We start from the raw sequence: 26,292 nt of genomic DNA, 5'->3' as shown, positions 1-26,292 counted from the left end.
TCTACATGCAGACTGATTTCGACATTGCCATTTGCGGTGCCGGTCCGGTAGGGCTGGCGCTCGCTGCATTGCTGGTCCGGCATGGCAAGCAAGCCGACAGGATTGCACTGATAGATGCAAAAAGCGTAGAACAAAGCGCACAAGATCCGCGCTCTATCGCTCTCTCTTATGGCAGCCAGCAGTTGCTGGAAAAGATAGGCGCCTGGCCGATCGCCGCCACCGCCATCCATCAAATCCATGTCTCGCGGCGCGCGCATTTTGGCCGCACGCTCATAGACAGAAGTGCATACGCGTTACCTGCACTCGGACACGTCACCCGCTATGGCGCCATCGTCTCCGCTCTGAATGCGCGTGTAGCAGACACCGATGTCAATATGCTGCGTCCCCGTACCGTCAGCGGCGTCTCGACCAGCAGCACCATGGTGACACTCGACTTCACGGACCAATCATCATGCTCCGCGCAACTGGTAGTGCAAGCCGAAGGCGGCATCTATAACGAACAAACCAAAAAAACCTTGCATCGCGACTATGAGCAAACGGCTATCGTGGCACATGTCCACGTCGACGCTGCTATCGCACATCGTGCCTACGAACGTTTCACCGATGAAGGCCCGCTGGCCCTGCTGCCGCAGGAAGATGGCTATGCATTGGTATGGTGTGTACGACCGAAGACTGCTGAGCGTTTGCTCGCCTTGCCAGACACAACATTCCTGCAGGAACTGGGTCATGCCTTCGGCACACGCTTGGGCAATTTCACCGCCTGCAGCAAACGCAATGCCTTCCCCCTGGGTCTGAATGCCAAGCCAGATACCTCGGAACGCCTGATCGCCATTGGCAATGCAGCGCAGACTCTGCATCCGGTCGCAGGTCAGGGATTAAACCTGGGATTACGCGACGCAGCGGTATTGGCGCAACTATTAGGTACGCATGCGATACCAGACGCCTTGCAAAAGTTTGCAGAAAAACGTCGTACGGATCGTAATACCACTATCCATCTGACGGATCTCATGGCACGGGTGTTTGCCGACAATGCGCGCGGCATCGTATCGCAAACCCTGCTCGGCATCTCGCTGGGCGTCGTCGATGCACTGCAACCTGCGAAAAAATTTCTCGCTGAACAAATGATGTTCGGACGTCGCCCATAAAGCTACGAAACCAAGTCCTGAACCGGACGGTGTCATCATCCTGCAATCAGCATGCATGACAATAAAACGAAGCTCAGTGACAGATGTTGCCAATTACTACACGTCGTGGCAGGGTCACGCCTGGGATTGGGCATACTATTTGCATAGTTTTAGCCATCATATCCCCTTGCGCCCCTATCCAAAATGCGAGTCGAATTGCAAAAAGTGCGATCTCTCCTTAAAATGCTGGAAATGCGTCATATTTATGTGCTTTTGCTCCTGGTCTCTTTGCCACTCCAATGGGTGTGGGCAAATTCGGTCGCTTGTCGTACCGAGGGACAGGCGACTCCGGCGTATTCCAGCACCAGCGCCAAGCCGCAAATGGCGCAAGCGCTGCACAAGCTCAGTGCTGAGCAAGTCGAAGCACTGACACACGCGAAGCAAGACACCCAACTTTCTCCCTCCATCTTTATCGACGAACCATCCATCGAAAGCGAAATGGCGCGTTGGGAATTTGAAGTAGAGGGCGAGTTCGGCTCTGCAGCGCAAATGCTCGCACCTGACTGGGGCGATGCGGCGGACAATCTGTCCTGCCGTCCACCCAGCCATAACCAAAACTCTGTCGCGCAAGTACCTGATCCGTATGAAGCGGATCTCCCCTTGCCGCTGTCTTTAGATTGCCTGGTACTGGGCGACACATTGTTTGTCGCAACTCAGCACCCACCTCTCCCGGCGCCCGTCTTCCGCGCTGACCGTCCGCCTACCCTGGCGGCGTAAACAATTCATTTTTCCGGGACGGCCCGTGGCCGTCCGCATGTCGTGCGGCTTTTCGTCCGCGGCATGTACTCGTTCTAACTAAAACCATGAAACCTATCACACTACTTATTACGTCAGTGTGGCTGGCCGGCATGTGGTCGCCTGCGATCGCCGCCCCGCCATATACACTGGATCAATTACTAGCCCTGGCCATGCAGGGCAACAAAGGCGTGCAAGCCGCGGCAGCTGGTGTCGAAGCTGCGCGTGCCGGCGTCACCACTGCCAGCGCATTTCCGAATCCCGAGGTCGAATACACCAGCGGCCGCGTCTCGGCACGCGTACCTGGCGCCGCCACCGGCAACGGACAGACCATCTCCGTTACGCAACGTCTCGATCTGCCTAGCCAGCGCTTCCTGCGTCAGGAAGTAGCACGCAAAACAGTCAGCGCCACCATCGCCGGACAGGATGTGTACTCCGCCGAACTGGTCGCCAAAGTCAAACTTGGCTACTACGAGACCCTGCGCCGCCAGGCCGAATTCGAAGCAGCACAGGAAGATCTGGCTGTAACCCAGCAGCTATATGACCGCGCGCAAGTCCGGGTCGATGTCGGTGAAGCACCGCGCTATGAAGCCATCCGGGTCTCCACCGAACTGTTAAACGCACAGAAAAACAGCCACAGCTCGCTGTTACGCGCCAACCAGGCCAAGTCTTCGTTGCGCCAGCACGTAGGCGACATCTTGCCGAGCACCTTTGCCATCACCGGTGCCATGGGCAATGTGCCGCACCTGGCTCCGCTTAACACTCTGCGTCAAACCATGCTCAGCAACAATCCGGAACTGGCGCAGTACCGACTGGAACTGCAGCGCGCATCAACGGCTGTTGACTATCAGCGCTCGCTGCGTTTGCCATCGGTCGCCTTAAAAGCAGTATCAAACCGTGATCCGGAAGTACGTGACACGCAATTTGGCGTAGTCATGAGCATACCGCTGTGGGATCAGAATCGCGGCCCTATCAATGAAGCGAGCGCCAGCGCCATGCGCGTGCGTTACCTGCTGGAAGCACGCGAATTTGAACTGACCCAACAACTCGATTCCGCTTATCAGCAATCGCAGATCGCGGCATCACAAGTGGAAGCACTGGAGTCCGGCATCGTACGCCAGGCCGAAAGTGCTTTACGCATAGCGGAAGCCGCTTACCGTTACGGTGAACGCGGCATCATCGATTACCTCGATGCACAACGCGCACTACGCACCGCACGCAATGACCTCATTGCGGCCCAATTTGATCTGCATGTAGCCGCCATTGAAATCGAGCGACTCTTAGCCACTTCTTCTACAGGTAACAAACCATGATGCCCCGTCTCTCTTCCAGCGCTGCACTGATCGCGCTCTGCCTCACCCTCGCTGCTTGTGGTGACAAAAGCAAACCTCAAGCCGATGACCCGGCGAAGAAAGTTGATCCGAATGTCGTGATCGCACCTGACGCATTGCGTGAACGCGTCAAGATCGGCACCGTCGGTCTCGCACCTTTCAGCGATGTACTGCGTGTACCTGGCCTGATAGATTTTGATCGTCAACGCGTGGCTCGCATAGGTGCGCCGGTTACAGGCCGCCTCACCGACATCACCGTCAATCTGGGACAAAGTGTTAAGCCAGGCGACGTACTCGCGCGTCTGCACAGCACTGAACTCGGTAGCGCGCAACTCGCTTACCTGAAAGCGCGCGCGCAAGCTGAACTGCAACAAAACAATCAGACACGTGCACGCCAGTTGTTCGCGGCTGACGTTATCGGTAAAGCCGAGCTGCAACGACGTGAAAACGAATCAGCAGTCGCTGCTGCCGAAGCACGCGCCGCAGCTGAACAGCTCAAGGTACTCGGCATGTCATCCGCAGCCATCAAACGCATGGCAGAAAGCGGTGACATCAGTTCGTTCGCGCCGGTCACCTCCACCATGCAAGGCTCGGTAGTGGAACAGAAAGTCTCACCTGGCCAGGTGGTACAACCAGCTGATGCCCTCTTCACCGTCGCTGACCTCTCACATGTCTGGGCCATCGCGGAAGTTCCGGAGCAACAAGCTGACATGGTTGCGGTCGGACAAACCGTAGACATCGAAGTCCCCGCACTGGGCAATCTCAAGATTTCCGGCAAGCTGATTTACGTTGGACAAATCGTCGATCCTGCGACACGCACAGTGCAAGTACGTACCGCCATAGACAACAAGGATGGCCGTCTGAAACCAGCCATGCTGGCGACCATGCTGATCGCAAGCCGCCCTACCGAACAACTGGTGATTCCGGCTGCTGCTGTGGTGCGCTTCGAGAACGAAGACCTGGTCTATGTTGAAATCCAGCCTGGCCACTTCCGTGCCACCAAGATAAAAATCGGACAGTCCAACAACGGCACTCTGGTAGTGGCGTCCGGACTGAAAACGGGTGATCGCATTGCGGTAGATGGCGCGTTCCACCTCAACAATCAGCGTACCGGTATCGCACAGGAGTAATGCCATGTTAGAGAAGATAGTTCGCTCCGCCCTGGCGCAGCGGCTGATCATTGTCGTCCTGGCAGCCATCGCCCTGATAGTCGGGCTGGATGCAATGCGCAAGTTATCAGTCGACGCCTTCCCTGACGTCACCAACGTACAGGTACAAATCGCCACCGATGCAACCGGTCGTTCCCCCGAAGAGGTCGAACGTTTCGTCACGGTGCCCATTGAAATCGCCATGACCGGTTTGCCCGGCATGGAAGAGATGCGCTCCCTTAACAAACCAGGTCTCTCGTTGATCACATTGGTGTTTACAGATGCCACCGATGTGTACTTCGCGCGGCAACTGGTGATGGAACGCCTGATCGAAATCGGTGCACGCATGCCGACTGGTGTCACACCGGTGCTGGGACCAGTTTCTACCGGTCTGGGTGAGGTGTATCAATACACTCTAGATAGACCGGATGACGGCGATCGTGAACTGACACAAAAGGAATTGACCGAAAGACGTATCGTGCAGGACTGGATGGTACGACCTTTGTTGCGTTCTATCCCGCAAGTAGCCGAGATCAACTCGCAAGGTGGTTACGTCAAGCAATACCAGGTTCTGGTCAATCCAGATCGCATGAGTCACTACGGTATCTCGCTCAAGCAAGTCTATGAAGGCTTGGCGCGCAACAATGCCAACTCGGGCGGCGGTATCTTGCCACACTACGCCGAGCAATACCTCATCCGCGGCGTCGGTCTGATCGAGAATCTGGAAGATATCCGCAACATCGTCCTGAGTGAATCCAACGGCACGCCAGTCTACATCCGTGACGTCGCACAGGTCACCCTGGGTCACGATGTGCGTTACGGCGCACTGGTGAAAAATGGTGTGACTGAATCAGTCGGCGGTATCGTGATGATGATGCGCGGCGGTAACGCCAAAGAAGTAGTGTCACGCATCAAGGATCGCGTTGCCGAAATCAACAAGGCCGGTATGTTGCCGGATGGCTTGCAGATCGTGCCCTACTACGATCGCAGCGAACTGGTAGATGCAGCCTTGTGGACCGTCGCCAAGGTCTTGCTGGAAGGTGTGGCTCTGGTGGTCGTCATCCTGCTGGTCTTCCTTGGTGATATACGATCGTCGGTGATTGTGGTTGCGACGCTGATACTCACGCCGCTGCTGACCTTCTTCGTCATGAACCAGTTCGGCATATCAGCCAACCTAATGTCACTAGGCGGCCTGGCGGTGGCGATCGGGCTCATGGTCGACGGCTCAGTGGTGGTGGTGGAAAATGCCTTCGGACATTTGGGGCGACCCAATAAGTATGGCAAGCGTAAAGTCCACATCATCCTGAAAGCCGTCACCGAAGTCGCCACACCTGTCGTGTTCGGTATCGGCATCATCATCCTGGTGTTCCTGCCGCTGATGACGCTGCAAGGCATGGAAGGAAAAATGTTTGCGCCGCTTGCATTCACCATCGCGATCGCGCTGGCCATTTCCCTGCTGTTGTCGCTGACACTGACACCAGTGTTGTCCTCTTACATGCTCAAGGGTGGCGCAGAACACGACACGCGTCTGGTTGGCTTCCTGAAAAAGCACTACCTGCGCATGCTCGACTGGGTATTGGCCAATGCCAAGAAAACCGTCATGCTTTCCGTGCTGGCGTTCGTCGCAGCAGTCGGTATGTTGCCACTGCTGGGTACCGCCTTCATTCCGGAAATGAAGGAAGGCTCACTGGTACCAGGTATCAATCGCGTGCCTAACATCTCGCTGGAAGAATCCATCGCACTGGAGAAACAGGCGATGGCTATCATCATGAAAGTGCCTGGCGTAAAGTCAGCGATTTCGGGTGTAGGTCGCGGTGAAAGCCCGGCCGATCCGCAAGCGCAGAATGAATCGACACCGATCGTCAGCCTGAAACCACAGGATGACTGGCCTGATGGCTGGACCCAGGACACCATTGCTAGCGAAATCAAAAAACGTCTGGAAGTGATTCCTAGCGCCCAGATCATCATGGCTCAACCGATCTCGGATCGTGTGGATGAAATGGTGACGGGTGTACGTTCTGACGTTGCGGTCAAGGTATTCGGTGAAGACCTGGACCGCCTGCTGGAGAAGGCCCACCAAATTGCAAAAGTAGCGGAAACCGTCACAGGTGCACGCGACATTCGTGTCGATCGCGTCAGTGGCCAGCAATACCTGTCTATCAATATTGATAGGCAAGCGATTGCACGTTACGGCCTGAACGTCTCCGACGTGCATGATGTGATCGAAGTCGCGATCGCTGGTAAAACAGCGACTGATATCTACGAAGGCGAACGTCGCTTCTCGGCGGCCGTCCGCTTGCCACAAAGCTTCCGTGGCGATGTGCAGGCGATCAAGCAAATCATGCTGACCACACCGAACGGCGCACGCGTACCGCTGGATAGCCTGGCCAAAATCGAAGTCCGTGATGGCCCGGCGCAAGTCAGCCGCGAAGGCGGTAAGCGTCGTGTCGTGGTGGCAATCAATGTGGCGGATCGTGATTTGGGTGGCTTCGTCGCAGAACTGCAGCAAGTCGTGCAAAGCAAGATTCAGCTGCCATCTGGCTACTATCTCGAATGGGGCGGTCAGTTCCAGAACATGGAACGCGCACTGGGTCACCTTGCAGTCATCGTACCGGCGACTGTAGCGGCGATTTTCTTCCTGTTGTTCCTGCTGTTTAAATCGGTACGTTACGCAACCCTCATCATCACCGTACTGCCCTTCGCATCGATAGGCGGCATCATCGGCCTCTTCGTTACCGGTGAATATCTGTCGGTACCGGCATCGGTAGGCTTCATCGCGTTGTGGGGTATTGCTGTGCTGAACGGGGTGGTAATGGTTTCCTATATCAGGAAGCTACGCACCGAAGGCCTGAGCATTGCAGACGCCGTGGTACAAGGTGCGACCATGCGTTTCCGTCCGGTCATGATGACCGCCACGGTAGCGATGCTGGGCCTGGTGCCCTTCTTGTTCGCGACCGGCCCTGGCTCGGAAGTACAGCGCCCATTGGCCGTAGTAGTAATCGGTGGCTTGATTACCTGTACCGCGCTGACCTTGCTGGTACTGCCTACCCTCTATCGCTGGTTCGATGAAGAGGAAGGCGAAGCCTGATCCGCAATCGTGAGCCAGGTGTCACCCATCGTGGTGACGCCTGGCATTCCATACTGAACACAGGAGTCAGATTATGAAAGAAATCAAAGCCATCATCCGTCCGGTACGCCTGGACGATGTGCGCGAAGCATTGGGACAAGTAACAGGCTTTCCAGGCATGACCATCACCCAAGTAGACGGTTGCAGTTCTCCGGCACGCCATCAGCCGCAAAGTCATAAGGAAGAATTACTCGACTATTCGCCCAAAGTGCGTATCGACATCGTGATTGATGACGAGTACGCACTCGCCGTGTACGACACCATCAAGCGCGTAGCGTCTACCAAACATGTTGGCGATGGCATCGTGTGGATGAATACGATAGATAACTTCGACTACATCTGGAAACCAGAAGACTGAGCCGAAATAGAAGACATGAAAACAAAAAAGCCCGCATATGCGGGCTTTTTTCTATGTGATCAACCTACGCTAATCAGGCACCTACTTCGGCGCGCTGGAATTCTGCCCAGTTCACTGTTGGCGCTTTTTTCGCACCGCCATCTGTCATGGTTTCAAAGCAACGTGCTTTGGTAGTCTGGATAGCATCGATCAGGAAATCTGCATCGTAGACCTTCAGCAAATGTGATTGATGCGAGTGCATATAGTCCTTGATGCGATCTCGTTCGCACGACATGCGTTGCAGTGCATGGAATGTTTCATCATCCCAGTGCCAGCTCAAGCCGAGCTCATAGAAAGCTGCATTGTAAGCAGCAAGATGGCATTTAACTGCATCACCAATCGGGCATTGTTCGAGTGCGGAACTAATCATTGCGCTTCTCCTTCTGTATCTGCATGTCACTGCGGAACTTAGTCTGCCGACCTTTTCGCAGACTTCGAACGTATCGTAAGCGCTAAAAATGATTACGTATAGTTAAAGTATTTAATAACAATCATTACTTAATGATTATGGTTATGAGCGTGAAAATCCTGCTTTCCAGGCTTTCTTGACAGCCGTCATAGGCAAATTCCGGCCAGACAGGATATGGTTACGCCTTGGCCAAATATGGCCTGGTCTGCAATCCGCAGCGCTCAGTCGCAATCATGCTCGCAGGCATACAACAGCAATATCTCGGGAATGATCGCGTCATGAAAGTCATCGTATTGGGTTCGGGCATCATAGGGACCGCTACTGCCTGGTTCCTGAACAAGGCAGGCCATGAAGTCACCGTAATCGAGCGTCAACCCGGAGCCGCCCAGGAAACCAGTTTTGCCAACGGCTGCCAGATCTCTGTCTCGCACGCGACGCCGTGGGCGAATAAAGGCGCGCCACTGACCATACTCAAGGCACTGGGAAAAGAGGACGCGCCCCTGCTCTATCGCTTCCGCGCTGAATGGCTGCAATGGAAATGGGGCATGAATTTCCTGCGCGAATGCACACCGCAACGCACCGTGCATAACATCCATCAGATCGTTGCGATCGCCGAGTACAGCCGACAAACTTTGCAGGCGGTACGCGCCGAAATCGACATCGATTACGACTGCCTGACACGCGGCATCCTGCACTTCTATACCGCACAAAAAGACTTCGACGAATCCCTGGCATCAGCCGCTGTCATGCGCGACCTGGGCTGTCCGCGCGAACCGCTGACGGTCGAGCAAGCAGTACAACTGGAGCCGGCACTGGCACACATACGCAAACAGATAGTCGGTGCAGACTTCACCGAAACCGATGAATCAGGCGACATCTATAAATTCACCACGGGCCTGGCGCGCAAGGCACAAGAGCGTGGTGTCCGCTTCCAGTTCAACACCACAGTGACACGCCTGATCACCGAAGGCACGGGCGCTACTGCCCGCATCACTGGCGTAGAAGTCATCAATCCGGAAGGACGCCATATGACGCTGCATGCGGATGCGTTCGTAATGGCGATGGGCAGTTTCTCGGTACCTATGCTGCAGCCGCTGGGTATCAATCTGATGATCTATCCGGGCAAAGGATACTCGGCGACCTATCCAATCATCAACCCAGAATTGGCACCTACAGTCTCACTCATAGATGACGGCTACAAACTGGTGTTGTCGCGCCTCGGGGATAAATTGCGTGTAGCAGGAACCTGTGAATTCAACGGTTACTCACGCGAGTTGAATGCCACCCGCTGTGATGCAATTACGCGCCGCACACGCGAACTCTTTCCGGAAGCTTGTGACTATACAAACCCGGCTTACTGGGCAGGTTTGCGTCCGTTGACGCCGTCGAATGTGCCATACATAGGCAAGACCAAATTCAGTAATTTATTCCTGAATACCGGACATGGTTCGCTTGGATGGACTATGGGCTGCGGTTCCGGACGGGCGATTGCCGACATCATTTCAGGCGTGCAGCCTGAAGTAAATTTTGCTTTTACAGGCATGCCGATGCGACATCCTGTTGTGCAGACATCGCTGTCTAATCGTGCTGCTTAAGCAAAGCAAAAACTAGCTAGAAAATAGCAATATTCAGGCGTTTTCCGCCACTTCCAGGTCATCAAACACGATACGGTCTGCACCACTCAGCAAGAGGAAATGTTTGCCGCTGCAACGCGCGAGCAAGGACATATGCAGCCGCTCGGCCACCATATGTCCCATCTGGGTGGCACCGGAACGGGACAGCAAAAAGGGGATGCCCATTTGCGCGCCCTTCATCACCATCTCCGAGGTCAGACGCCCGGTGGTATAGAAAATCTTGTCGGCACCGGACATACCGTCCAGCCACATCTTTCCTGCAATCGCATCGACCGCATTATGGCGCCCGACATCTTCTACAAAATGAATTAACTCACCATCCGCGGCAAACAATGCGCAGCTATGAACCGAGCCGGCTTGCTTGTACACGGAACGATGCACACGTATGGTTTCTATAATTTTGTACAAGGTGCTTTGTTTCAGGCGCGCATCGGCAGGCAGGGAAATGCCATCCACCTCATCCATCAGTCCGCCGAATACCGTGCCTTCACCACTACCCGTCGTCACAGTATGCGTGGCGGTACGCTCTTCGATATTGTCTATGCCGTTGCGCGTAACCACTGCGGCCGCATCCACATCCCAATCAACCTGCACGGACAGGATGTCTTCTATGTTCTTGATAAAGCGTTGGTTACGCAAATAGCCCAGCGTCAATGCTTCCGGTGCACCGCCCAAAGTCATCAGGGTCACCAGCTCACGCTTATCGACATAGATAGTCAACGGCTGTTCCGCAGGAATGGCTATCGTGGAGGCGCGACCGCGCTCATCCATGACTTCCACCTCATGGGTCAGCTTGCGAGTGGCATTGGATAAAAGCGGACGAGCGTTCATAAAAAGTAAGCGTGATGCAACTGCATAAACAAGGTGACCAGATATGACAACTAATCACTGGCTATAGGATGAAAATCAATAGTGCACATTATCTCATCAGTCAGCGTTAGCGTATGCATAAACCCAGGCTGGCTCGCCGCAGCAGGCAGAACGCAGTGCGGGTATCATGAGCGCTTGTCATTCTGACTCCCTCCATGAACTATCCTGCCGATCACGATATCGCATGAGTACTCTCGTATTGGTCCTGGTGCTATGCGCCGCGCTATTACACGCCTCCTGGAATGCCTTATTGAAGAGCAGTGCTGACCCACTGGCCTCGCTAGCTGTCATGACCATAGGCGCAGGCCTGGGCGCCCTGCCGCTGATTATCTATCTGCCCCTGCCCTTGGCCGCCAGCTGGCCTTATATCGCCATGTCGGCGGTGCTGCATACCGGCTACAACCTGTTCCTGATACGTGCGTATCGCATCGGTGACTTCAGTCAGTCCTATCCGATCGCACGCGGCTCATCGCCTTTGCTGGTGACACTGGGTGCGGCCCTTTTCGTAGGCGAACAGATGAGCCTGATGACCTTGCTGGGCGTGATATTGATTTCAGTCGGCATCATCAGCCTCGCCCATGTCAAAAATCGCAGCAACCTGGCCGGGCCAATCGCCGCATTCACTACCGGTGCATTTATCGCTGCCTACACGATTACCGATGGCATGGGCGCGCGCGCAGCTGGCGACGCCTTGTCCTATTGCGGCTGGCTGTTTGTCCTCGACAGCATACCGCTGCTGCTGATCTATCTTTATCGTCACCGACGCCTGCCTGTCACCATGACGACCGGGCAAGTCTGGACCGCGCTGGGCGGGGGCACCATGTCCCTGCTGGCCTACGGCATCGTGATCTGGGCCGTCACCCTCGCCCCTATGGGTACGGTCTCCGCGTTGCGCGAAACCTCGGTCTTGTTCGCGGCCTTGATAGGCTGGTTATTCCTCGGCGAGAAATTAAGCGTACGACGCATAGGGTCTTGCCTGCTGATTACCATAGGTGCCATCGTACTCAGCCTGCATCTGTAAATTTTCTGCATCGTCACAATACGCGCAGCCAAATAAAAACCGGCACTTGCTGCAAGAGCAAGTGCCGGTTTTTTGTTACGCCTACCGTAGTCGGCGTATCAGTCTTAGTTGGTTGCCAGACTATTCGTCAGATTAACCAAAGCCTGACCGCCACCGTAGCTGGTTTGAACCGGAGCAGTACCACCCAGGGTAATGCGGATTGCGCAGTACTTGAACTCTGGAATCTTACCGAACGGATCCAGCGCAGCATTCGTCAGACGGTTAATCGCCGCTTCGTAGTAGCAGAACGGTACGAATACCGCGCCACGTGGCGAACCATCATCAGCACGTGCGTACAGGGAAACTTCACCGCGACGCGATTGCAGCGTGATGATGTCGCCTGGCTTGCCGCCCATAGCAGCCAGATCCAGTGGGTGGATCAGCGCAATAGGATCTGGTTCGATCGAATCCAGCACGGTCGCACGGCGGGTCATACTACCGGTATGCCAGTGTTCCAGTTGGCGACCTGTGATCAGGACCATCGGGTACTCTGGATCCGGACGCTCAGCCGCAGGAATGATATCTGCAGGGACAAAGCGTGCACGACCGGATTCACGTGGGAAGCTGTCAACGAACACAACTGGCTCACCTGGATCGCCTTCTTTTTCGCATGGATAGGTCACGGAGTCTTCACGCTCCAGACGTTCCCATGTGATACCAGCGATGCTAGGCATGGTGTGGCGCATTTCGTCGAATACTTCCGACACATGCTTGTACTGCCAATCCAGACCGAGGCGATTTGCCATTTGCTGGATGATCCACAGATCCTGCTTGGCTTCACCCGGTGGGTTCAATGCCTGACGGCCCATTTGCACAGTACGATCAGTGTTGGTGAAGGTACCTGTTTTTTCCGGGAATGCGCTTGCTGGCAAGATAACGTCGGCCAGGTAAGCGGTTTCGGTCAGGAAGATATCCTGTACGACCAGATGATCCAAAGTAGCCAACGCTTCACGTGCATGGTTAGCATCCGGATCGGACATCGCAGGGTTTTCGCCCTGGACATACAAGCCGCGGATTTTGCCATCGGTGATCGCGTGCATGATCTCAACCACGGTCAGACCTGGTTCCGGATCCAGCAAGTCTTCCGACATATTCCATGCTTTAGCGAAGTTGGCACGGATCTTCGGATCGCTCACGCTTTGGTAATCCGGATACACCATAGGGATCAGACCAGCATCGGAAGCACCTTGCACGTTGTTTTGACCGCGCAATGGGTGCAGACCTGTACCTGGACGACCGATTTGACCAGTCATCAATGCCAGAGCGATCAGGCAGCGTGCATTGTCGGTACCGTGGATATGTTGCGATACGCCCATGCCCCACAGGATGATCGATGCTTTGGAAGTTGCGTACAGACGAGCAACATAACGCAGCGTTTCTGCATCGATACCGCAGATAGGCGCCATCAATTCAGGTGTGTAACCTTCAACGTTTTTACGCAGTTCTTCGTAACCGATGGTACGGCTTTCGATAAACTCTTTGTCGACCAGACCTTCAGTCACGATGACGTTCATCATCGCGTTCAGCATAGCAACGTCGGTATCCGCCTTGAATTGCATGAAGCGGTGAGCGATACGCGACATTTCGGTACGACGTGGATCGCAAACGATCAGTTTGCTGCCGTTGGTGACAGCATTTTTGATCCAGGTTGCAGCAACCGGATGGTTCACGGTCGGGTTAGCACCGATGATGATGATAACTTCTGCTTTGGTCACGTCCATCACAGGGTTCGATACTGCGCCCGAACCGATACCCTCGAGCAAAGCGACAACCGACGATGCGTGGCACAAGCGTGTGCAGTGATCGACGTTGTTGCTGCCGAAACCGGTACGTACCAATTTCTGGAACAGGTAAGCTTCTTCGTTGCTGCCTTTAGCCGAACCGAAACCAGCCAGCGATTTCTTGCCGTGTGTGTCGCGGATTTTTGCGAAAGTACCGCCGGCAGCTTCCAGCGCTTCTTCCCATGTCGCTTCACGGAACACTTCCATCACACGGTCCGGATCCATGATGAAGTCACCGGTTTTCGGTGCATCAGCGCGACGGATCAACGGTTTGGTCAGACGGTGTGGATGGTTTGCATAATCGAAACCGTAACGACCTTTAACGCACAGACGTTCACGGTTGGCGGGACCATCGCGACCTTCTACGTAGAGGATCTTGTTGTCTTTGATGTTGTAAGTCAGTTGGCAACCGACGCCGCAGTATGGGCAGACGGAGTCAACTTGCTTGTCAGGGACGTTCAATGCTACGTCACGAGCTGGCATCAGCGCGCCGGTAGGACATGCTTGTACGCACTCGCCGCAAGCTACGCAGGTCGATGCACCCATAGGGTCATCCATGTCGAATACGATCTTCGCGTGATCACCACGGAATGCCAGGCCGATAACGTCGTTTTCTTGCTCATCACGGCAAGCACGTACGCAACGTGTACATTGGATACATGCGTCGAGGTTAACCGCAATCGCAGGGTGCGAGTAGTCATAGGCAACTTTTTCACGTGCTGTGAAACGTGGTTTGCCTACGCCCATTTTCTCTGCCCAGTCGTCCACTTCATTGTGGCGCGTATAGTCAGCTTCCGGCATATCGGACTGCAACAGTTCCAATACCAGTTTCTGCGATTTCACTGCACGTTCGCTTTCGGTATTTACTTTCATACCGTTGGTCGGGTTACGGCAGCAGGATGGTGCTAGTACGCGTTCGCCGTTGATTTCAACGACGCATGCGCGGCAGTTACCTGCAGTGTCCATACCTTCTTTAAAGCAGAGGTGCGGGATTTCTATGCCTTCGCGCTTGGCGACGGTCAGGATCGTGTCGGTTGCACGGCCGGTAACTTCACGACCATTCAATTCAAACGTAACTGTAGGCACTTCGAGCTGTGCCAATTCGCTTCGGGTAATTGCGTTCATTATCTTTTCACCTTAATCCGGGGCTACCTGCTTAAGCCAACTCATGCGGGAAGTACTTGACGACACAGTCGATAGGGTTAGGCGCAGCCTGACCCAAACCACAGATCGACGAATCGCGCATTACCTGCGACAAATCTTCCAGCAGACCGACATCCCACTTCGGTTTTTTGATCAAATCTGCAGCCTTCGCAGTACCGACGCGGCACGGTGTGCATTGACCACATGACTCATGCTTGAAGAAGTCCATCATGTTGCGTGCTGCCTGAACCGCTGTATCTTTATCCGACAAAACGATGACCGCAGCGGAACCGATAAAGCAGCCGTATGGTTGCAAGGTATCGAAATCGAGAGGGATCGTGTTCATCGAAGCTGGCAAGATACCGCCCGATGCCCCGCCTGGAAGGTAACCGTAGAAGGTTTGACCATCCAGCATGCCGCCGCAGTACTCGTCGATCAACTCTTGAATCGAGATACCGGCAGGAGCCAGTTTGACGCCAGGATTTTTAACGCGACCGGAGACCGAGTACGAACGCAAGCCTTTGCGACCGTTACGGCCGTGCGATGTGAACCACTCACCGCCTTTTTCCAGGATGTCACGTACCCAGTACAGGGTTTCAAAGTTGTGTTCCAGCGTTGGACGGCCAAACAAACCGACTTGCGCCACATATGGTGGACGCAGGCGTGGCATACCGCGCTTGCCTTCGATCGATTCGATCATCGCGGATTCTTCACCGCAGATGTAGGCGCCAGCACCGCGACGCAGGAAAATTTCCGGCATGTTGGCGATAGGCGGATTTGCTTTCAGTTTCTCCAGTTCCGCTTCCAGCATGGTGCGGCAACCGTGATATTCGTCACGCAGGTAGATATAGATGGTCTGGATATCAACCGCCCATGCGGCGATCAACATGCCTTCGAGGAAACGATGCGGATCTTTTTCCAGATAAACGCGATCCTTGAATGTACCTGGTTCGCCTTCATCAATATTGACTGCCATCAAACGTGGGCCTTTTTCGCCACGTACGATGCGCCATTTGCGACCGGATGGGAAACCTGCACCACCCAGACCACGCAGGCCGGAATCTTCCATGGTTTTGATGACGGACTCAACATCGCGCTCACCAGAAACACATTTTTTCAGCAGCGCGTAGCCACCTTCACTTTGATATGCATTGAAGTCAGTAATCGTGCCTTCAGCTTGCACGATTTCTTTCTTCTCAACTGCTGTTTGTACCGCTTCGCAAGTTGCATTGATGATAGGATTTTGACCAACCACTGCAACCGGAGCTTGTTCGCAACGACCGACGCAAGGTGCTGCAATGACGCGCACTTCCTTGCCCAGAATTTTAGGCAATTTAGCCAGCAGATCTTTCGCACCAGCCATTTCACATGACAAGCCGTCGCATACACGTACGGTCAATGCCTGCGGCGCAATGCCACCTTCTTTAACGATATCGAAGTGGTGGTAGAAACTCGCCACTTCATATACTTCGGTTTGTGCCAGACGCATTTCTTGCGCCAAAGCAGCCAGATGGCTGGAAGCCAGATGACCGAATTTATCCTGGATTTTGTGCAGATGTTCAATCAGCAGATCTGCCTGACGCGACTCATCGCCCAACAGTTCACGTACTTCAGCCAGTGCAGCAGGATCAACCCGACGACCTTTAGGCGCCTGGCGCTTGCGCTCCTTCGTATTGACTACTTCTTGCACTGCAATGGGAATGACTTTGTGGTTCATGATTGTTCCTAATCAGCTTGTAAACCCCGACAGTTATCAGGGCCATCTCATTGTGTCGCTCTTGCTTTACTACGCTTTCCTGCACTGCGAAGTCCGTCTTTCTACTTCAGACCGCTCAACTCTCGCCAACTTTATTGCTTTTATAAATTCGTTCCGACATCAGGGCATTACCCTTTTTAGCGCTTCATATGCTTATGTTTGCATAGCATTCTGCGCCTCAGACGCCATATATATGCTTTTTTTAGCATATGCAAGCACTTTTCGGACGGGCGTATCTTATCGGCGCGCCCTAGCCCCTACATTGACCAAGGTCAATTTTCCACATGATTTATAGTACATATGGCACCGCCGCCAGCAAAAACGATAGGAAAATCCCGCTTCTTCCTTTATTTCCACCGTAAAAGGAATCATTCTCATTTGGGAGGGCGTTTTTTTAGCCACTTTCTATATGCTAGCGCAAAAAACAGGCGCGCGCTCCACAGCAGGCTTTTATCGGCTGAAATAAACATATATTAAGCTGTCGGGTTTGCTTGCGACGTCAGCTGAACTCTCTGCACACACATCGAAAGTCGCGCCATTCCCTAACACCAATAAAAAAAGCCCCTCCCGTTAGGGAGAGGCTTCTTTGCAGCGAGAGCCTGGTTACAGGCCGCTAACTGGTGTAATTACGAAATGACTTTTTCTGCACGCAAAGCTGCGATGTCTTCCGCACTGTAACCGAGCTGACCCAGAACTTCTTCTGTGTGCTCACCCAGCAATGGCGAACGTGTCACATCTGTAGGGCTGTCCGACAGTTTGATCGGGTTACCGACTGTCAGGTACTTGCCGCGTACTGGATGATCCACTTCAACGATGGTACCGGTTTCACGCAGCGATGGCTCTTCAGCAATTTCTTTCATCGACAAGATCGGGCCGCAAGGGATGTCGAACTTGTTGAGGATGTCCATAGCTTCGAACTTGGTCATGGTCTTGGTCCACTCTTCGACCGTTGCGAAGATGTTTTTCAAGTGTGGCAAGCGCGATGCTGGCGTTGCGTACTCTGGATCTGTCAGCCACTCTTCCTTACCGATCACTTTGCAGATCGGCGCCCATACTGCACCTTGAGCGATGAAGTAGATGTAGGCGTTAGGATCCGTTTCCCAACCTTTACATTTCAGGATAGAACCTGGTTGACCGCCACCCGATGCATTACCTGCACGTGGTACGGAGTCGCCAAATGGTACGTCCGGATATTGTGGGTACTCTTTCATGACGCCAGTGCGTTCCAGACGTTGTTGATCGCGCAGCTTGACGCGGCACAGGTTCAACACGGCATCTTGCATAGGAGCCAGAACTTTTTGACCACGGCCACTTGCGTGACGTTGCAACAGCGCAGCCAGGATACCCAGCGCCAGATGCAAGCCGGTACCGCTGTCGCCGATTTGTGCGCCGGTTACCATTGGTGGGCCGTCATCGAAACCGGTGGTGGAGGCCGAACCGCCTGCGCATTGCGCAACGTTTTCGTACACTTTGCAGTGCTCGTATGGGCCAGGACCAAAACCTTTAACCGATGCAACGATCATGCGTGGGTTGAGTTCATTGATGCGTTCCCAGGTGAAGCCCATGCGATCCAGCGCGCCTGGTGCGAAGTTCTCTACCAGTACGTCACATTCCTTGATCAATGTTTCCAGAACTGCTTTCCCTTTCGGGTTTTTGGTATCCAGAGTGATCGAACGCTTGTTGTGGTTCAACATGGTGAAGTAGAGACTGTCTGCCTCAGGGATGTCACGCAGTTGACCGCGTGTTGCATCGCCTTCACCTGCACGCTCAACCTTGATAACATCCGCGCCAAACCATGCCAGCAACTGGGTACATGTCGGGCCTGATTGCACGTGTGTGAAATCAAGAATGCGATAGCCGCTTAATGCCTTACTCATCAACTACTCCTATCTTTTGCAATAAAACGCGAGCAAGTCATGCCGACTCGCGCAGTACCTAGCCAATAAAAAATTATTTATATATCGTCAGAGTCATCGTAGCCGGGGCATACACATTCAGGATCTACCCGGATAGAGATGACTGCGGATATACGTGTTTCTGCACTGCCTCAGGGGCACGCTGTAACGCGCCTGCAGTGCATGATGGATCGAGGACTTGCTCGCCACCACTTGATAACACGCAACTTCCTTTTCCCGGATTACGTGGACGAACCGCTTGTGCCGATATCGTCACGACATCACCACCATCACCGATGTAGATAGTGTCTTTGCCGGGGAATTCATTCATTACATACGCTACGCATATGGATGCATCGGGGAGCGGCCGGAACAGCCGCTTCAACCTCTCCGACTACCCCGCTGTTACTACCAGCAGGGCTACGATCCATACTCTGCGCTTTGCTTGCAGCGCAATCCGCAAGGATAGCATCCGGACCAGCAAGCAGTCCAAACTGACAGCACGTTTTCCTTACCGGACCATTTCTGTACGCGGGCTCAGGCACCAGCCACGCCTTATTCTGAATCAACATGCCCTCTGGCGATTCCGGCAATTTCTTACGCGTGCCGCCTTTCTGCGTAAGGCATCTTTGAAAGTCTTTTGCTATAGGCTTTTAGAGATACCCTGCCAACTCCGCATTAGCTATAGCTAATACAAGTGGCCGTATCATATCGACCTGCTCGCGCTTCCATCATTGACCCCGGTCAATTTTCACAGCATGATATTCGCCCCATCGATGCTTCTCTGCCCACCCCGTTTTTTGCGGCCATTTCATCCGTTGCCACACCTCATTTCCGGCATTTTTTAGTCAACTTATCAACGCACGGCAAGACGAGATTTTTGCCAGGTAGTCGTGAGCAAATAGACAATCATTCACAAGCAATTCTTGCAACGCAACATGGCTTAAGGACAGCAAAGACGAAAAAAAACGGCGCCCGAATCGGGCGCCGTTCTTACTGACTAAAACGAGTTTAAGAAATTCTTAAACTGCTTTAGCAGCGTGCAATGCAGCGATCTGCTCTTTGGTGTAACCCAGTTGAGCCAGAACTTCATCGGTGTGCTCACCCAGAGTTGGCGAACCAACGATTTCTGGTTTCATATCGGAGAATTTGATTGGGCTACCAACGGTGAGGTATTTTTCACCACGGTCTTTGTGCTCAACTTCAACGATCGAACCGCTTTCGCGCAACGATTTGTCTGCAGCCAATTCTTTCATCGACAGAACTGGTGCGCATGGGATGTCGTACTTACGCAGAATGTCGACAGCTTCAAATTTGGTTTTGTCTTTGAGCCATTCTTCGATAGTTGCGAAGATGTCGAAAATCTTGTCTTGACGAGCTTCTGCAGTGTTGTATGCAGGATCTTCAATCCACTCTTCTTTACCCAATGCTTTACAGATAGGCGCCCAAGCGTGACCTTGGATGGTGAAGTAGATGTATGCGTTAGGATCGGTTTCCCAACCTTTACATTTCAGAACCCAACCTGGTTGACCGCCACCGCCAGCGTTACCGCCGCGTGGTACTACGTCAGTGAATTTGCCGTGTGGGTATTGTGGGTACTCTTCCAGGTAACCGATTTTGTCCAGACGTTGTTGATCGCGCAGTTTAACGCGGCACAGGTTCAGAACAGCATCTTGCATCGATACCGCAACTTTTTGACCTTTACCGGTTTTTTGACGACCCATCAGAGCTGTCAAGATACCGATTGCCAGGTGCATACCGGTGTTGGAGTCACCCAAAGCAGCTGCCGAAACAGTTGGTGGGCCGTCCCAGAAACCAGTGGTCGAAGCAGCGCCGCCAGCACATTGAGCAACGTTTTCGTAGACTTTCAAGTCTTCGTAGTGGTGACCATCGCTGAAGCCTTTAACCGATGCCATGATCATGCCTGGGTTCAATTCTTGAACGCGTGCCCAAGAGAAGCCCATACGATCCAAAGCGCCAGGACCAAAGTTCTCAACCATAACGTCGGATTCTTTGATCAGCTTTTCCAAAACTTCTTTACCTTCTTGAGTTTTGGTATCCAGTGTCAGCGAACGCTTGTTGCTGTTCAGCATTGTGAAGTACAGAGCGTCTTTACCTGGGATGTCGCGCAATTGCGAACGGGTAACGTCGCCCGAACCTGGACGCTCTACTTTGATAACGTCAGCACCGAACCAAGCCAACAGCTGTGTACATGCAGGACCAGCTTGTACGTGGGTGAAATCGATGATCTTAACGCCTGCTAATGGTAATGTTTGACTCATGATTGGTAGATTTCCTTATCAATCGTTTAACTTGATTCCTGAAATTTGAATACTTCAGGAAGTGAAAAACCACTCAGAGAGCTCTGAGTGGAATCGCGCCATTTACATGGCTTTAATCCAATACTACTTGGAGTTCTTTAACGTTCTAGTCTAGTGCGGTGGCACAAGCAGTGTCAAGTGCATGGCACGGTCGCCCTACTCTGACCGTGCCACACAAAGCCATGACTTGCGCCTTGGCTCTATCCCAGTATTACTTCTTTTTACCGATCGTGCTGACGATGTTCAGGTTACCGATACGGCCGGATTCAACACCAGCTGCTGGATCGATGATCGCGTCGATGATGGTTGGCTTGCCCGATTTCAGGGAAGCTTCCAGTGCTTTTGCCAACGCTTCTGGAGTTTCAGCACGAACACCTTCACCGCCCAGAGCGATACTGAATTGGTCGTACTTGGTTTTCGGATTGAAAATCATGCACGATACTTGGTGTTCTGGGTTCGCTTCGTCACCGCGGTAGATACCGCCGTTGTTCATGATGATGACGGTTACTGGCAGGTTGTAACGTGTGATTGTTTCGTATTCCATTGCGCTGAAACCGAATGCGCTGTCGCCGCAAATTGCAACGACTGGTTTGCCGGTTTCTACTGCAGCTGCAACAGCCGAACCCATACCGATACCCATTACGCCCCATGTACCTGTATCTACACGTTTGCGTGGCAGGTATTGGTCGATGACCATACGTGCGTTGTCGAGGGTGTTTGCACCTTCGTTAACCAGGGTGATGTCTGGGTAGTTTTTCAACACGTCACGGATTGCGCCGAGCGAGTTGAAGTAGTTCATGACTGGAGTAGCTGTGGTCAGTTTGGTAGCCAGTTTAGCTTTGGTGCCGTTAGCACGTTCAGCAATAGCGCTCATCCATTCTGTTGGCTTAGCAGCACCTTTCAGGCCAGCGCGCAATGCGTTGACGCAAGACTCGATGTCACCGATCAATGGTGCAGCGATAGGTACGTTGCTGTCGATTTCGTTAGCTTGGATATCGATTTGTACGAATTTCTTCGCGCCGCCCCATGTTTTGCCTTTGCCGTGTGCCAGCAACCAGTTCAGACGTGCACCGATCAGGATAACAACGTCGGACTCTTGCAAGACCATCGAACGAGCAGCAGCTGCGCATTGTGGGTGAGTATCGGATACCAGACCTTTTGCCATCGACATAGGTGTGAATGGGATACCGGTTTCTTCGATCAGTGCTTTGATGTCTGCGTCGCATTGAGCGTAAGCAGCACCTTTGCCGAGCAAGATCAATGGCTTTTTAGCGCCTTTGATCAGGTCAACAGCGCGCGAAACAGCCGATGGTGCTGGCAGTTGTGCTGGAGCTGGATCAACTGGAACGAACAACGATTTTTGGCCTTCTTCAGCGCTCATGGTGGTGCTGAACAGACGTGCTGGGATGTCCAGATATACGCCGCCTGGACGACCCGACAATGCGGTACGGATTGCGCGAACAACTGCAACGCCGATGTCTTCAGTACGGTTGATACGGAACGAAGCTTTGCAATGTGGACGAGCGATGTTCAACTGATCCATTTCTTCGTAGTCGCCTTGTTGCAGGTCGACGATTTCACGTTCCGAAGAACCGGAAATCAGAATCATTGGGAAGCAGTTGGTGGTCGCGTTAGCCAGTGCGGTCAAACCGTTCAGGAAGCCAGGTGCGGAAACAGTCACGCAAACGCCTGGTTTTTTGGTCAAGTAGCCGGCTACCGAAGCTGCGTAACCTGCATTTTGCTCGTTACGGAAGCTGAAGAACTTGTTACCACGGGCTTGCCACATACGACCGATTTCGGTAACTGGGATGCCGAGCAGACCATAGATGTTGGTGATGCCGTTCATTTCCAGCGCTTCCATCAGCAGATGGAAGCCGTCTGTCAGCTCTACGCCTTCTGCTACTTCTTGAATGTCGTTTTTCATAATGAAATGTTCTCTTCGTTAATTTCAATAAAGGTTGAGCAGTCTTGCTCAATACCGTGGTTGCCGTGCTCTTGCTGCGGCTGTTGCTACACTTGTAAGGCACCTCTAAAAACCAGACCGGTTGGTTTTTAGAGATACCCTTCAGTCAACGCTTTTATGCATAGACCATCCAAGTGGGCGTATCATATCGATCTGCCTGCGCTTCGATCATTGACCCCGGTCAATTTTCATCGCATGATATCGACCCCGCCCACCCTTCTGTCTTTTATATCTATATATCTTGTAAATGCCGACCGTAGATAACCACCCAGAACGAAATGTCATTCGCGTTCAGCTCAAGCAAAATCTTGTCTTAAAAGACATGACTGAGAGCGAATGGGCGGAGCTGGAACCGCATTTGCTCGTCGTAGATTGCCCTAAAGGCGACTTCCTGCTGCATCAGGGCGTACATGAAATGGAGCAATATTTCATTCTTGACGGTATCCTGAAGCGCGTAGTTACTAATCAGCAAGCAAAGGAAATGATTTTGCGTTTTGCTGATGAACGTAGCATGGAGACTAGTTATGCGGCGTGGCGACTGAAAACCCCGACTCCTTACAGCATTATCTGTGTGACAAAAGCGCGTGTAGTGAAGTTGCCTTTACTGCAATGGATCGCTTTCATCGACAAGCATGAGCACATCAAGCAAGCCTTCGAGCATGACGTCATGCACCTGATGAGCGAGATCATGGCTCACACCATCACCTTGCACTTGCTCGACGCTCCTGGCCGCGTACAACGCTTCGTACGCAAGCATCCGGAACTGTTTGACCGTATTCCGAAGAAAGAGTTGGCGTCTTACCTGAATCTTTCGCCTGAAACACTGAGCCGACTGAAGCATCAAGGCAAAATCTGACCTCATCTTGCAATGAGGCCAGAGCTGCAGTCACTCTATACTAGAAAACCGTAAAATCAATACTTACCGGAAGAATAGAGTTTAGAGTTGGCCATCAAGCGCAACTGGTTATCAACACTCTTCACTCCTGACACCCCGGCAGCAACTTTCTCCGCCGCAACGTGTTCATCTGCATGCAGCACGATGCCACTTAGCACCACACGTCCCGCATCTGCTTCTATCGTCACCCTGACATCGCTGGTTGTCGGCGAACTGCGCAATGCAGCACGAACATGCGCTTCCAGCGTCATGTTTTGCAGCGCTGTCTGCGATGCCTTGGTTTCCTTGAATTCAGGACGCCCAGCCAGATTCAAAATCTGCGCAACGCAACTATCGATAGACAAGCGATCCGTATTCAACACCAGGTCATACAGCACAGGATCACCCCAGGTAACGCCGAATTGTTGATGCATGCGCGCAGCATGGGCAGCATCGCTACGACGAATTTCTGCTTCGGCAAAGTCAGCATCATCCGTTTCCAGATGCCCCATCAGCCACTCAACACGATTTTTCATTGAGCGCGTAATCCGCACCGTCACCACATGCGGTACCGAACGCAACAGGCAGGTCGCACCCCAACCGCGCAACACTACATTCCCTTTGTTGGCCAGCTCGAACACTTCTTCCGCGGTATAGATCGCCATGCCCTCGTCATCCGCCGTCAGGCGATCGACAAAGCCGGCTTTACCTTCGCGCAAGCGACGTATCACGCTCTTGCTCATGTCCAATTTCTCGGCCAGATGCTCTATCACCTCATGTCGCATCACCGTCAGGTTTTGTGTCTGAGCAAGATGCATGGCGACATCTTTGGCGAGGGAACCCATCTCTTGCGTCATTGCGATTACTGGCATAGCTATCTCCTTGGTTATGGAATACATGCACGGCAAATCAATCAACACTACCTTTAAGTCCGACTACCCTGCTCTGCGGGTAACCATACCACCAAAATTCGAGCCCAAAAACACCGATGCCCCACGCGGCTATTCACCGCGTGGGGCATTCAAGATCAGATCAGTACTGTAGCCTGATCATACGACATCCCGTTGTGCAGGACATCGGATCAAAAACATGAGCAGGTTTATCAATCTACTGGACGCTCATCAGCAAACTCGTCAACTTTTGGTGGACGAACTTTTGCGATCAGACGCGAGATCAGTGGCCAGAACAACATGATCAATGCCAGGCCAGTGATGCTACCAACCAGCGGGTTGGAGAACATGACCGATACGTCGCCTTGCGATGTCAACATCGCTTGACGGAACGAATCTTCTGCCTTGTCGCCCAGAACCAATGCCAGAACCAGCGGTGCCAGTGGGTAGTCGAGTTTCTTGAACAGATAACCAACCACACCAAACACAACCATCAGCCAGATATCGAACATCGCGTTGTGAACGGTGTAAGCACCGATCGCACAGATCACGATAATCACTGGTGCAATGATCGAGAATGGAATACGCAGGATCGAAGCAAACAGTGGCACTGTGGTCAACACAACCAGCAGACCAACCAGGTTACCCAGATACATACTGGCGATCAGGCCCCAAACGAAGTCTTTTTGCTCAACGAAGAGCAATGGACCAGGTTGCAGACCCCAGATCAGCAAGCCGCCGAGCAAGACCGCTGCTGTTGGCGAACCTGGGATACCCAGTGCCAGCATAGGCAGCAATGCAGCTGTACCTGCAGCATGCGCTGCGGTTTCAGGAGCGACCACACCTTCGAGCTCACCGGTACCGAACTTGGAACCGTTTTTCGACATCTTCTTGGCCAGACCATAAGCCATGAACGATGCTGGAGTTGCGCCGCCTGGTGTAACACCCATCCAGATACCAACCAGCGAGCTGCGTACCGAAGTAACCCAGTATGCCGGCAGTTTTTTCCATGTTTGGAAAACGACTTTTGGATCGATCTTCGCAGATTTACCGGAGAACGCCAGACCTTCTTCCATCGACAACAGGATCTCACCAATACCGAACAAACCGATAACAGCGATCAGGAAGTCGAAGCCACGCATGAACTCTTCGAAACCGAAGGTCAGACGCAATTGGCCAGTCACAGTATCCATGCCGACCGAAGCCAACGCGAAACCGAGAGCCATCGAAGCCAGGATCTTGAACGGCGAACCTTTACCCATACCAACGAAGCTACAGAAGGTCAGCAGGTACACCGAGAAGAATTCCGGAGGACCGAAACGCAACGCGAACTTAGCAACCAGTGGCGCCATGAAGGTGATCATGACAACCGCAACGAACGCACCGATAAACGATGATGTGAACGCGCCGGTCAGTGCTTCACCAGCATTGCCTTTTTGTGCCATCGGATAACCGTCGAAGGTCGTCGCGACTGACCACGGCTCCCCGGGAATATTGAACAGGACGGATGTAATAGCACCGCCGAACAATGCACCCCAGTAGATACAGGACAACATGATAATTGCAGATGTCGGAGACATCGAGAACGTAAGCGGCAGCAGAATCGCTACGCCGTTTGCGCCACCCAGACCAGGCAACACGCCAATCAAAACCCCCAATACAATGCCGATGACCATCAGCAAGAAATTCATGGGGGTCATAATGACCGCGAACCCGTGAAATAATGAATTGATTTCTTCCATTTTACTTATAACTCCTTGAATTCCAATCTAAC

General features: G+C 53.0%; 19 protein-coding genes. 9 read left to right on the top strand and 10 right to left on the bottom strand.

What is annotated here, in order from left to right:
* The first annotated feature begins 5 nt into the window (after positions 1–5).
* The 6 genes from IXC47_RS07570 to IXC47_RS07545 all read left to right on the top strand — a co-directional run bounded on the left by IXC47_RS07570 (position 6) and on the right by IXC47_RS07545 (position 7,883).
* Positions 6–1,145 (top strand): UbiH/UbiF/VisC/COQ6 family ubiquinone biosynthesis hydroxylase, encoded by a 1,140-nt coding sequence (locus tag IXC47_RS07570; RefSeq protein WP_195875166.1) that lies wholly within the window; start codon positions 6–8, stop codon positions 1,143–1,145.
* A 204-nt stretch (positions 1,146–1,349) separates the two neighbouring features.
* The gene (locus tag IXC47_RS07565) at positions 1,350–1,901 is read left to right on the top strand and encodes a hypothetical protein (RefSeq protein WP_175627012.1); all 552 of its coding nucleotides are present in this window, start codon (positions 1,350–1,352) and stop codon (positions 1,899–1,901) included.
* Between the two features lie 86 nt (positions 1,902–1,987).
* Entirely contained in the window at positions 1,988–3,232 is a 1,245-nt protein-coding gene (locus IXC47_RS07560; RefSeq protein WP_195875165.1) for a TolC family protein, read from the top strand.
* Positions 3,229–4,380 carry an efflux RND transporter periplasmic adaptor subunit gene (locus tag IXC47_RS07555; protein ID WP_195875164.1) on the top strand — a complete coding sequence of 384 codons (1,152 nt, stop codon included), beginning with the start codon at positions 3,229–3,231 and terminating at the stop codon, positions 4,378–4,380. Before IXC47_RS07560 ends, IXC47_RS07555 begins: the two co-directional genes overlap by 4 nt.
* A 4-nt stretch (positions 4,381–4,384) precedes the next feature.
* Positions 4,385–7,486 carry an efflux RND transporter permease subunit gene (locus tag IXC47_RS07550; RefSeq protein ID WP_175627009.1) on the top strand — a complete coding sequence of 1,034 codons (3,102 nt, stop codon included), beginning with the start codon at positions 4,385–4,387 and terminating at the stop codon, positions 7,484–7,486.
* 73 nt (positions 7,487–7,559) lie between these two features.
* Complete coding sequence (locus IXC47_RS07545; protein WP_175627008.1) at positions 7,560–7,883, top strand: P-II family nitrogen regulator; 324 nt, start codon at positions 7,560–7,562, stop codon at positions 7,881–7,883.
* Between the two features lie 73 nt (positions 7,884–7,956).
* On the opposite strand, the gene IXC47_RS07540 is transcribed toward IXC47_RS07545, so the two are convergent.
* The gene (locus tag IXC47_RS07540; protein WP_175627007.1) at positions 7,957–8,292 is read right to left on the bottom strand and encodes an HAD family hydrolase; all 336 of its coding nucleotides are present in this window, start codon (positions 8,290–8,292) and stop codon (positions 7,957–7,959) included.
* A 317-nt stretch (positions 8,293–8,609) separates the two neighbouring features.
* On the opposite strand from IXC47_RS07540, the gene IXC47_RS07535 reads away from it, so the two are divergent.
* Positions 8,610–9,926, top strand: coding sequence for a D-amino acid dehydrogenase (locus IXC47_RS07535; RefSeq protein ID WP_195875217.1), 1,317 nt, complete (start codon positions 8,610–8,612; stop codon positions 9,924–9,926).
* Positions 9,927–9,959: 33 nt separating this feature from the next.
* On the opposite strand, the gene IXC47_RS07530 is transcribed toward IXC47_RS07535, so the two are convergent.
* The gene (locus IXC47_RS07530) at positions 9,960–10,796 is read right to left on the bottom strand and encodes a formate dehydrogenase accessory sulfurtransferase FdhD (RefSeq protein ID WP_175627006.1); all 837 of its coding nucleotides are present in this window, start codon (positions 10,794–10,796) and stop codon (positions 9,960–9,962) included.
* 223 nt (positions 10,797–11,019) lie between these two features.
* Here IXC47_RS07530 and IXC47_RS07525 point away from each other — a divergent pair, with 223 nt between their 5' ends.
* Positions 11,020–11,856: a DMT family transporter gene (locus tag IXC47_RS07525; RefSeq protein WP_195875163.1), complete on the top strand. Its 837-nt coding sequence runs from the start codon at positions 11,020–11,022 to the stop codon at positions 11,854–11,856.
* 104 nt (positions 11,857–11,960) lie between these two features.
* Here the strand turns inward: IXC47_RS07525 and fdhF are convergent, their stop codons facing one another.
* The 6 genes from fdhF to oxc form a co-directional block, all read right to left on the bottom strand.
* Positions 11,961–14,801, bottom strand: coding sequence for a formate dehydrogenase subunit alpha (gene fdhF / locus IXC47_RS07520; RefSeq protein WP_175627004.1), 2,841 nt, complete (start codon positions 14,799–14,801; stop codon positions 11,961–11,963).
* Between the two features lie 31 nt (positions 14,802–14,832).
* The gene (locus IXC47_RS07515) at positions 14,833–16,536 is read right to left on the bottom strand and encodes an NADH-ubiquinone oxidoreductase-F iron-sulfur binding region domain-containing protein (protein ID WP_195875162.1); all 1,704 of its coding nucleotides are present in this window, start codon (positions 16,534–16,536) and stop codon (positions 14,833–14,835) included.
* Positions 16,537–17,201: 665 nt separating this feature from the next.
* A complete protein-coding gene (frc, locus tag IXC47_RS07510; RefSeq protein WP_175627002.1) occupies positions 17,202–18,452 on the bottom strand; it encodes a formyl-CoA transferase in 1,251 nt (416 codons plus the stop codon).
* Between the two features lie 124 nt (positions 18,453–18,576).
* Entirely contained in the window at positions 18,577–18,801 is a 225-nt protein-coding gene (locus IXC47_RS07505; protein WP_195875223.1) for a hypothetical protein, read from the bottom strand.
* Positions 18,802–19,492: 691 nt separating this feature from the next.
* Complete coding sequence (frc, locus tag IXC47_RS07500; RefSeq protein ID WP_175627001.1) at positions 19,493–20,752, bottom strand: formyl-CoA transferase; 1,260 nt, start codon at positions 20,750–20,752, stop codon at positions 19,493–19,495.
* Between the two features lie 250 nt (positions 20,753–21,002).
* A complete protein-coding gene (oxc, locus tag IXC47_RS07495) occupies positions 21,003–22,715 on the bottom strand; it encodes an oxalyl-CoA decarboxylase (protein WP_175627000.1) in 1,713 nt (570 codons plus the stop codon).
* Between the two features lie 286 nt (positions 22,716–23,001).
* Here oxc and IXC47_RS07490 point away from each other — a divergent pair, with 286 nt between their 5' ends.
* The gene (locus tag IXC47_RS07490) at positions 23,002–23,610 is read left to right on the top strand and encodes a Crp/Fnr family transcriptional regulator (RefSeq protein ID WP_012078263.1); all 609 of its coding nucleotides are present in this window, start codon (positions 23,002–23,004) and stop codon (positions 23,608–23,610) included.
* Positions 23,611–23,666: 56 nt separating this feature from the next.
* Here the strand turns inward: IXC47_RS07490 and IXC47_RS07485 are convergent, their stop codons facing one another.
* Both IXC47_RS07485 and IXC47_RS07480 read right to left on the bottom strand, forming a co-directional pair.
* Positions 23,667–24,500 (bottom strand): cytidylate kinase family protein, encoded by an 834-nt coding sequence (locus IXC47_RS07485; protein WP_175626999.1) that lies wholly within the window; start codon positions 24,498–24,500, stop codon positions 23,667–23,669.
* A gap of 230 nt (positions 24,501–24,730) precedes the next feature.
* The gene (locus tag IXC47_RS07480) at positions 24,731–26,260 is read right to left on the bottom strand and encodes a tripartite tricarboxylate transporter permease (RefSeq protein WP_175626998.1); all 1,530 of its coding nucleotides are present in this window, start codon (positions 26,258–26,260) and stop codon (positions 24,731–24,733) included.
* Positions 26,261–26,292 lie beyond the last annotated feature (32 nt).

This window comes from Herminiimonas contaminans, from assembly GCF_015645465.1.
GTDB lineage: Bacteria > Pseudomonadota > Gammaproteobacteria > Burkholderiales > Burkholderiaceae_D > Oxalicibacterium > Oxalicibacterium contaminans.
Note: the sequence above shows the minus strand (reverse complement) of the source record. Positions and strands in the feature narration are given on the sequence as shown.